Raw genomic sequence first — 8,588 nt, 5'->3', positions numbered from 1 at the left:
TGCAATTAACTTAATGAACCGCCAAGTACCGAACGGTATGCTTGGTGGTGTGAGAGGACGGTAGATAAAATAATTATCTACCTCCTACTCGATATTACTCAGCAATCTGGTCTGCTACAAAGGAAGGCATATCTTCCTTTGTTAGCTCTTCATACATAATCTGTTGATTATCCTGATTATAATATCTCACTAAATATTGGGGGAAGTTGCCTTCAGGTTTTCTCCACCTGTGCTCCCTAGACATAAGCATGCATTTTTCAATTTCAGCCGGATCCGAGGTTTTAAAGATAATGTTCTCATCTTGAACGATACCGCTTGGGTTATCATGAATATCCTCTAATGAATACACCTGCTCCACTATCAGTGAATGGACATCGCTACTGGTGATCCTAGCATGCTCTAAATAACCTTTTTCCTCTAGCCAAGCATCAATTAGATGAAAAGATTTATTCCAGCTCATATGGGAGCTCCTGGTATGCATAGCTCTTGGGTCATCTTTAACAGGTACATATACTTCGATAAAGCCCCAGTTTCTAGCGGAAGTAAGATCTTCATAGCTTGTTGCCAGAATATCCTGCTGCAATATAGATACTACTTCCTCAATTTCACTTTGGTTTACAACAGAATAAGACTTATGGTTGCCATGAGCATAGGTTCCGAAGGTGATTTTATCTAAGTCATCAGGATCTACATGAAAAATATCGTAGTTAACCTTTTTGTATTCTGTTGAATTGTGAATAGGATCCATTAATTCCTTAAAAGCTGTAGTATCAAACACTTGGTATGATCTTGCAATTTCACCACCGTTCTTGAGCTCATAAATAATAGTGATATTGGCACGACCACCGGGCTGTAATCTGTTCTCATGTACTCCTTGCCTGTTAGTAATAAGGGCTTGGTGTAACTGCTGAATGTATTGTATATTTTCCTCCTCCTGATAAAGGCGTTGGTTATTATTGAGATAAGCCCAATAGCCACCTTGGCTATAGTAAACTGCCTCTACTTCATGGGGGGGAGGAATTCTATCCTCGTATCCGATGGCATCTGTGTTAACTGCTGTGAAAACTGCCATCACTATGGCTAAATATGCTCCATAGTGAATAAAGGCTCTTTTGTTAAAAACATAGACCGATTTTTGCAAAATAGCCTCTGCAATAAAAAAGCCTACAATTGAAAAGAAAATATAGCCGAATATTATCCAACTTAGCCCCCCGTGGGCGCTACCAAAATAAAGTCCACCTAGGAGCATAAAGCATAGAGTAAAACCGTATTTAAACAGGTGATTGATGCCGTTAAAAGTGATTGTCTCCATATTGCGCTCTAGCTTTCGGATGCGATACAGATAATAGGATAGACCAAAAAGCACAGCACAGAATAGGGCGTAACCAAAAACCTCCCTTGTTGACAGCAAATTTGATGTCAGGTTAAAAATTCTCATCAGGGGAGAGATTATTATTAACAAGTCCATACTTGATTCCATATAATAATTCCAATCAAATCCATACAAAAACAATTGCAGGTTATAAGCCAGTAAAGTCACTAGACCAATGGGCAAAAACAGTAAAATATAGGTGAAAACCCCTTGAGCCATGGCTAATCCAGTGACCATGCCCATAAAGACTGCACTCATAAACATCACCGAATTCATAAGTAAAACTGTAAAGAGCCAAGTAAGAATACTTTGGGCTTCAACAAATTCAGTCAAGTTAAGTGTTATACTCAAAAGCCAGGTGGCAATAGCTGTAATAATAGCAGGCAGTGCTAAAAACAAGAGACCCACAAATACATGACTGGTAAACATGGCACTGCGCTTAATGGGCAAGCTGTGCATGGCGTCTGAATAGCCTTTGCTATGCAGATAATTAAACAATAGTAGGGCAGTTAATACTGGCACTGTTAAAATCAACATGAGATTAAATGGATTAGATCCAAACCCCAAAATTTGCTGAAAGGAATAGTTATAAGTGTCATTATTTAATAAAGGAGCTTGCATTACAACCTGTAAAGGCACTGTAAAGAATAGAACACCAAGATATAATGAAGGAATCCAATACAAGCGCTTAAAGGCGTTTCTAATCAGCCCCCTATTCAAAAATGATGTTTTCCACTGCATATCCAGTTCCCTCCATTTCATAAATAAATATCTCCTCTAATGTTAGGGGTAATATATCCAATAAAATAGGATTAAGCTCCTTAAAATAATCCATTAGATCGCTTTTTTCTCCTTTTACTATTAACAACCAAACACTCCCTCGTTCTTCCTTATGTAACAGATTTAATTGCTCTAGCTGATTGATAGTTAAAGGCTCTTTAAAGGCAACTTGGACTTTGTGGATATCCCGTTTTAAATCATCCAATTCCTTTTCCACAATTATAGCTCCATTGTGCATGATGCCGATGTGGTCACAGAAATCCTCTAGCTCTCTCAAGTTATGAGAGGAGATAATGATGGTCAGCTGGCGATCGGCCACCTCTTGAAATAATATGTTTTTCACCTGCTGGCGCATAACTGTGTCTAGGCCGTCTAAGGGTTCGTCTAAAATTAAAACCTCAGGAACTAGGGCAAGGGCTAGCCAAATTGCCACTTGTCGCTGCATCCCCTTTGATAGACTCTGAATTTTCTTCTTGCGATCTATCTTAAATACAGACTGTAAAGAAGCATATCTTTCTTGATCCCAAGAGCTATAAATACTCTTATAAAAGATAGCCATATCCTCAATAGTGTAGGAGGGGAAGAAATAAAGAGTATCAGAAATAAAGATTACTCTTTGCTTTAAAGTGTCATTTTCAAAAATGGGTTCAGCATCAATTAAAGCCTGACCCTGATCCTGCTTATAAATACCCGCTAAGATTTTTAGTAAAGTAGTCTTACCAGCACCATTAGAACCCAGGAGGCCATAGATGGATCCCTTTTTTACATGTAGATTGACTCCATTTAGTGCTTCTAAGTCTCCAAAGCTTTTAACCAAATTAGTTGTTTTAATCACCTTTAGTCCTCCTTCCAATACCTTCTTCAACAGTGGAGATTATTTCATAAATCTCTTCTTTGCTCATTCCCAGATACAGAGCTTCTGAAATAAGCTTTGTCAATTCTTCCTTTAAAAACTGTTTTTTCTCATGTTGTCTGTCTTGAAGAATTGGTGCTACAAAGTGGCCTTTGCCTTTTACAGAATAAACATAACCCTGTCTTTCTAATTCCTTGTAGGCCTTTTGAATTGTGTTGGGGTTTATAGTCAACTGCTGAGCTAAAGCGCGTACTGAGGGCAGTTGCTCATCAGCTTGTAAAAGTTCATTAATTATAAGCTCTTTGGTTTTTTCCATTAATTGTTCATATATAGGCAGGCGACTTCTCAAATCCAATTCAAACATCAACTTCCTCCTTTCTGTACTAACCACAACAACTGTATTAATACGCTTAATACAGTTAGATTATATCTTTGTTCTCTTATTTAGTCAATATCATTTTGACAAAATAATGCAGAAAAATTATAATATCACATATTGCATAATTGGTTACAATAAAAAAAACTAACTTAAGTAAGGGAATGATTGATGTGAAAAAAGGAGAAATGGGAACTGTCTTTTATGTATCAGTAGCTGTAATTCTCATGTTTGTAATTTGGGGTTTTTTATTGCCTGAGAGCTTAGCTGAAAGAACAGGTACGCTATTGGGATTTATTATTGAAGGTTTCGGATGGTTCTATCTACTGAGCACATTTATTTTTGTGTTTTTCGTCATTTATTTGGGATTTGGTCCTTATGGAAGCATTAAATTAGGCAAGAAAGATGATGAACCTGATTACAGCTTCTATACGTGGCTGGGTATGCTCTTTTCAGCAGGGATGGGAATTGGGCTAGTGTTTTGGGGTGTAGCAGAACCGATTTTTCACTATATGGCTCCACCTGAAGGAGTGAACCCAGAGACTAAAGAAGCGGCAATGATTGCTTTACGGTACTCCTATTTCCATTGGGGGCTACATCCTTGGGCAATATATGCTGTTATCGCATTAACGTTGGCCTATTTCCGCTTTCGCAAAGGCGAATCCGGATTAATTAGTGCCACCTTTCGCCCCTTAATAGGAGATAAGGTGAACGGGCCCATTGGGAAGAGTATTGACAGTCTGGCGGTAATAGCTACTGCCTTTGGTGTGGCCACTTCATTAGGATTTGGTGCACTACAAATTGGTGGAGGAATTTCCCATACATTTGGCATACCAAATACTACCAGCACTCAGCTGATTATAATTTTGGTAGTTACTGTGTTGTATATGATTTCTGCTTCAACAGGGTTGAACAGAGGGATTAAAACTTTGAGCAATATAAACCTAGGTGTGGCATCTGCTCTCTTATTCTTCGTGTTGTTAGCAGGACCTACTTTGTTTATAGTGGACAACTTTACTGCTACTATGGGCAGATACTTAGGAAATTTTATTCCCATGAGCTTTCGCTTAACTCCTTTCGGAGGAAGTGGTTGGGTTGGCTCTTGGACACTATTTTACTGGGCATGGTGGATATCTTGGGCGCCCTTTGTAGGGACCTTTATCGCCCGGGTTTCTAGAGGGCGAACAATTAGAGAGTTTGTAATGGGTGTTCTATTTGTCCCAGCTATTTTAGGCGCTCTCTGGTTTTCTACCTTTGGCGGAGCAGCTTTGTATCTGGAAATATTTCAGGGAGTAGAAATCGCCCAAGCAGTAAATGCGGATGTAACCTCGGCCCTATTTATTACTTTAGAGCAGTTCCCCCTTGGAACTCTCTTAGTGCTGACGGCTATTTTGCTTATTATCACATTTTTTATAACCTCTGCAGATTCAGCCACCTTTGTACTGGGTATTCTCACTTCTAAAGGCGTACTCAATCCCAATATATCAGTCAAGATTGTGTGGGGAGTGTTACAGTCTAGTATTGCTGCTGTGCTTCTTTGGAGTGGGGGCTTAGAGGGGTTGCAAACGGCCTCGATTATAGCCGCTCTACCATTTACAGTTATAATGCTGGGAATGGTTATGTCTATCAATAAAGAGTTAAAGCGAGAGCTTAAGGAAGAGAAGCTGAAGGAAAAGAAGCGGATTAAAAAGCTGGAAAAAATGATAGAAGACTATGTTCTAGAGGATGAAAATGGTAATGGTAAATAAAAAGGAGTAATTTTGAGACTTTAGAATGATTTAATATGGTAATCTATAATGTTTGTACAGGTGAACCATATCCGCTAATAGTGGACACTAACAGGGGGATTATGGCACTTTTCTTTGAAAACCCGGTATGTTAAACTAAGAAAAGCTAATATAATCGACAATTTATAACATAGAAATCGATAGACATATGTCTACCGGAGGCGGACAAAGACTTAAGGGAGGATTATGATGGTAAAAGTTGTAGTAGTTGGAGGAGGATGGGCTGGTGTTAGTGCTGCTGTTTCAGCGGCTAATGCTGGATCTGAAGTAACAGTTTTAGAAAGGTCTGATATGCTTTTGGGAACAGGGCTTGTAGGAGGGATAATGCGAAATAATGGTAGATTTACAGCCACTGAGGAAGCCATTGCTATGGGTGGAGATGAAGTATTCTCTGTTATTGACAACAACGCCCGGCATCAAGATATAGAATTTCCAGGACACAAGCATGTAACCCTTTACGATGTGGCTACTATTGAGCCAGCAATAAAAGGACTTTTACAGCAAAAGGGAATAACAATTAAACTTCAGACTAGAGTAAAAGACGTAGCTTTAGACGGAGAGCGAATTGAAAAAGTAATAGCTAATCAAGATGAGGAGTACTCTGCAGACGTTTTTGTTGAAGCAACTGGAACAGCTGGCCCTATGGGTAACTGCTCAAAATACGGCAATGGTTGTGTAATGTGTATCTACAGATGCCCTACCTTCGGTGGGAGAGTTAGTATAGCAGCCAAAGCTGGGGTGAAAGAATTTGTAGGCAAGAAGGGTGACGGATCTGTTGGAGCTATGAGTGGATCATGTAAGCTGCATAAAGATTCTCTTAGTGAAAATATCGTTAGGGAATTAGATGAAAAGGGAGTTGCTGTTATTCCAATTCCTGAAGAGCTGCGCAAAGGGGAAGAAATGCTTTCTGCAAAGGCATGTCAACAATATGCCCTTAAAGATTTTGCGCAAAATATCATACTCTTAGACACAGGTCACGCTAAGCTGATGTCTCCTTTTTATCAACTAGAGAGCTTGCGAAAAATACCTGGCTTTGAAAACGCGCGCTTTGAAGACCCTTATGCAGGGGGACTAGGAAATTCAATTAGATATCTTGCACTATCTCCTAGAGATAATAGTTTAAAAGTTGACGGAGTTACCAACCTATTCTGTGCTGGGGAAAAAGCGGGTCTACTTGTGGGTCATACAGAGGCAATAGTGACTGGTATCCTAGCAGGACACAATGCTGTTAGAAGAGCAGTAGGAAAAGACCTCTTGGTTATTCCTGAGGAGTTAGTAGTAGGTGATGCTATTTCTTATGTGAATAAAAGAATGACAAATGAAGAGGGGCTAACTAAGAAGTATACCTTTTCAGGCTCTGTGTACTTTGAGCGGATGAAGGAGTTAGGTCTTTATACAACTGAAAAGAGTGAAATTCAGGACATAGTAAATAAAGTTGGGCTAAAAGGAGTATTTAGAGAAAAAATAAGTTAGGTTTTATTTTATTGGGGGGCTAGAAAATGCCGGATTTAATGGCAACGCACTGGGTGTACTTGTCAGTAGTACTTGTTGTAATAGGACTTATGGTTTTTAGGCGAGATGTGGTCTTGCCGTGTATTTTGGGGATATTTATTATTGGATGGATGTGGACCGGTTCCATAGTAGGGGGAGGACAAACCGTTTTTAAGGCACTAGAAACAGCAGGAACCAGTCTTTTTGATATAATGTTAGTAATCGCGTTAATGGTGGGAATGCTAAAATCTCTGCAAAGCATGGGAGCAGACTTTTACATGGTGGCGCCAGCTAGAAAGCTAATGGCTAAACCGGTGATAGCTTATTTTGGTTTAGCCCTGTGTATGTTTTTAGCAGCTACATTTTTTTGGCCCACTCCAGCAGTTGCCTTAGTGGGGACAATGCTGATTCCAGTAGCCATTGCTTCGGGCTTGCCGCCCATGGCAGCTGCTGTTGCAATTAATCTGAGTGGCCATGGAATGGCGTTGTCTGGAGATGTTGTCCTGCAAGGAGCGCCTTCAATTACGGCTAATGCAGCGGATGTAGATGTGGCATTAGTTGTATCAAAGGGAGCTATGTTTGGAATAATTGTAGGTATTACAGCATTGCTAGTAGCTTTTTTTATGATGCGCAAGGAAATACTAAATGGCAAACCGCAAAAAAGCGAGTTGTTGAAGCTAGAAGAACCTGAAGCAGCTCCTGGATACGCTAAGATATTTGCATTTTTGGTGCCATTAGTATTTATATCTATTGTGGGGATGATGGTTTATTCCAATATGAACGATCATATAGCTAACATTCAGGGAGGCGGAGCTACTTCTCTTTTGGGAGGAGCTGCAGCAATTATGATGTTAGTAACAACAGTTGTTCATCACAAAGGAGAAGCTTTTGAGAAATTAGTAGGCTTTTTGCGAGAGGGTTTACTTTTTGCAATTAAAATATTTGCACCGGTTATACCTATTGCTGGATTTTTCTTTTTAGGTGCGCCTAATCATGCTGAAGCTATTTTAGGGCAAGGAGCTCCTGGATTTATGTTTGATTTAGGTACAGCTCTTGCAACCAATATTCCCTTGGGTACGGTTCCACTGGCAATAGGAATTGTTCTGATAGGGCTAATGACTGGTCTTGATGGATCAGGATTTTCTGGGTTACCTCTTATAGGATCATTGGCAGCCTCTTTAGGAGGACCGTCTGGTGTAGATGTAGCAACATTAGCTGCTCTGGGACAGGTAGCTTCTATCTGGGCTGGAGGGGGAACCTTAACAGCTTGGGCCTTTGGAGTAGTAGCTGATGCAGGTATTGCTGGGGTTAGTCCTACAGATCTAGTCAGGAGAAACTTTATAGCCGTAATCTCTGGTTTAACCGTAGCTGTGGTTGTAGCAGTATTAATAATGTAATTTTTTTGAGGGGGCTCAAAGATCTATTTCTTTGGGTTTCTTTTCTTTAACATAGAAATACTTGTTTTCTGCCAGGGCTTGTTTTTCCCGTTGGTCTTGTAGAGACAATAAAATAGAAAGTATGCCGTTGTCCTTGCTATAGTTTTTAGGTGCGATGTTAAAAACGACTAGATCGTTATTTTGGGGTTGAATTGATATAGGTTTAGTAGGATCTAAAGAGTTCAGGGTGCGTTTTGGTACTAAAAAATAGACAATATGTGTATTGGGTTGATTAGCTAGAGTGGCGAAAGATGCTTTTTTAATCTGGTTATGCTGTGAAGGGGGGGTGACTTTGGGCTGTTGGAATTTGTATTCCAAAAAAACGCAGTGACCATTCCAATTGCAGTTGCAAAAGTTTTCTCCCTTAAGGTGACTGCACATAACACAGTTATTTAAAGCAGATAAAGCGCAAGGACAAGCGTTGCTTGCCATTTGGTTACACTGAATTTCCACGGCTACTCACCTCCTAATTTTAAAGGAATCGCAAAATATA

The 8,588-nt window shown here is 39.8% G+C and carries 7 protein-coding genes; 3 read left to right on the top strand and 4 right to left on the bottom strand.

The features are described from left to right. Positions 1–94: 94 nt before the first annotated feature. The 3 genes from GGQ84_RS08820 to GGQ84_RS08810 are packed head-to-tail and all read right to left on the bottom strand — an operon-like array spanning position 95 to position 3,369. Positions 95–2,113, bottom strand: coding sequence for a DUF6449 domain-containing protein (locus GGQ84_RS08820; protein ID WP_429161795.1), 2,019 nt, complete (start codon positions 2,111–2,113; stop codon positions 95–97). Further along, positions 2,085–2,987 (bottom strand): ABC transporter ATP-binding protein, encoded by a 903-nt coding sequence (locus tag GGQ84_RS08815; RefSeq protein ID WP_429161793.1) that lies wholly within the window; start codon positions 2,985–2,987, stop codon positions 2,085–2,087. Before GGQ84_RS08815 ends, GGQ84_RS08820 begins: the two co-directional genes overlap by 29 nt. Further along, positions 2,980–3,369 carry a GntR family transcriptional regulator gene (locus tag GGQ84_RS08810; RefSeq protein ID WP_429161791.1) on the bottom strand — a complete coding sequence of 130 codons (390 nt, stop codon included), beginning with the start codon at positions 3,367–3,369 and terminating at the stop codon, positions 2,980–2,982. The genes GGQ84_RS08815 and GGQ84_RS08810 overlap by 8 nt, the downstream gene beginning before the upstream one ends. Positions 3,370–3,569: 200 nt before the next feature. Here GGQ84_RS08810 and GGQ84_RS08805 point away from each other — a divergent pair, with 200 nt between their 5' ends. From GGQ84_RS08805 to GGQ84_RS08795, 3 genes are all read left to right on the top strand, one after another. Further along, complete coding sequence (locus tag GGQ84_RS08805; protein WP_429161800.1) at positions 3,570–5,129, top strand: glycine betaine uptake BCCT transporter; 1,560 nt, start codon at positions 3,570–3,572, stop codon at positions 5,127–5,129. Positions 5,130–5,357: 228 nt separating this feature from the next. Continuing rightward, positions 5,358–6,641 carry an FAD-dependent oxidoreductase gene (locus GGQ84_RS08800; RefSeq protein ID WP_429161798.1) on the top strand — a complete coding sequence of 428 codons (1,284 nt, stop codon included), beginning with the start codon at positions 5,358–5,360 and terminating at the stop codon, positions 6,639–6,641. A 26-nt stretch (positions 6,642–6,667) separates the two neighbouring features. After that, positions 6,668–8,056 carry a hypothetical protein gene (locus GGQ84_RS08795; protein ID WP_429161789.1) on the top strand — a complete coding sequence of 463 codons (1,389 nt, stop codon included), beginning with the start codon at positions 6,668–6,670 and terminating at the stop codon, positions 8,054–8,056. Positions 8,057–8,071: 15 nt separating this feature from the next. Here the strand turns inward: GGQ84_RS08795 and GGQ84_RS08790 are convergent, their stop codons facing one another. Further along, positions 8,072–8,548 carry a hypothetical protein gene (locus tag GGQ84_RS08790; RefSeq protein ID WP_429161788.1) on the bottom strand — a complete coding sequence of 159 codons (477 nt, stop codon included), beginning with the start codon at positions 8,546–8,548 and terminating at the stop codon, positions 8,072–8,074. Between the last annotated feature and the right edge of the window lie 40 nt (positions 8,549–8,588).

The organism is Desulfitispora alkaliphila, assembly GCF_050433185.1.
GTDB classification, from domain to species: domain Bacteria; phylum Bacillota; class Desulfitisporia; order Desulfitisporales; family Desulfitisporaceae; genus Desulfitispora; species Desulfitispora alkaliphila.
Note: the sequence above shows the minus strand (reverse complement) of the source record. Positions and strands in the feature narration are given on the sequence as shown.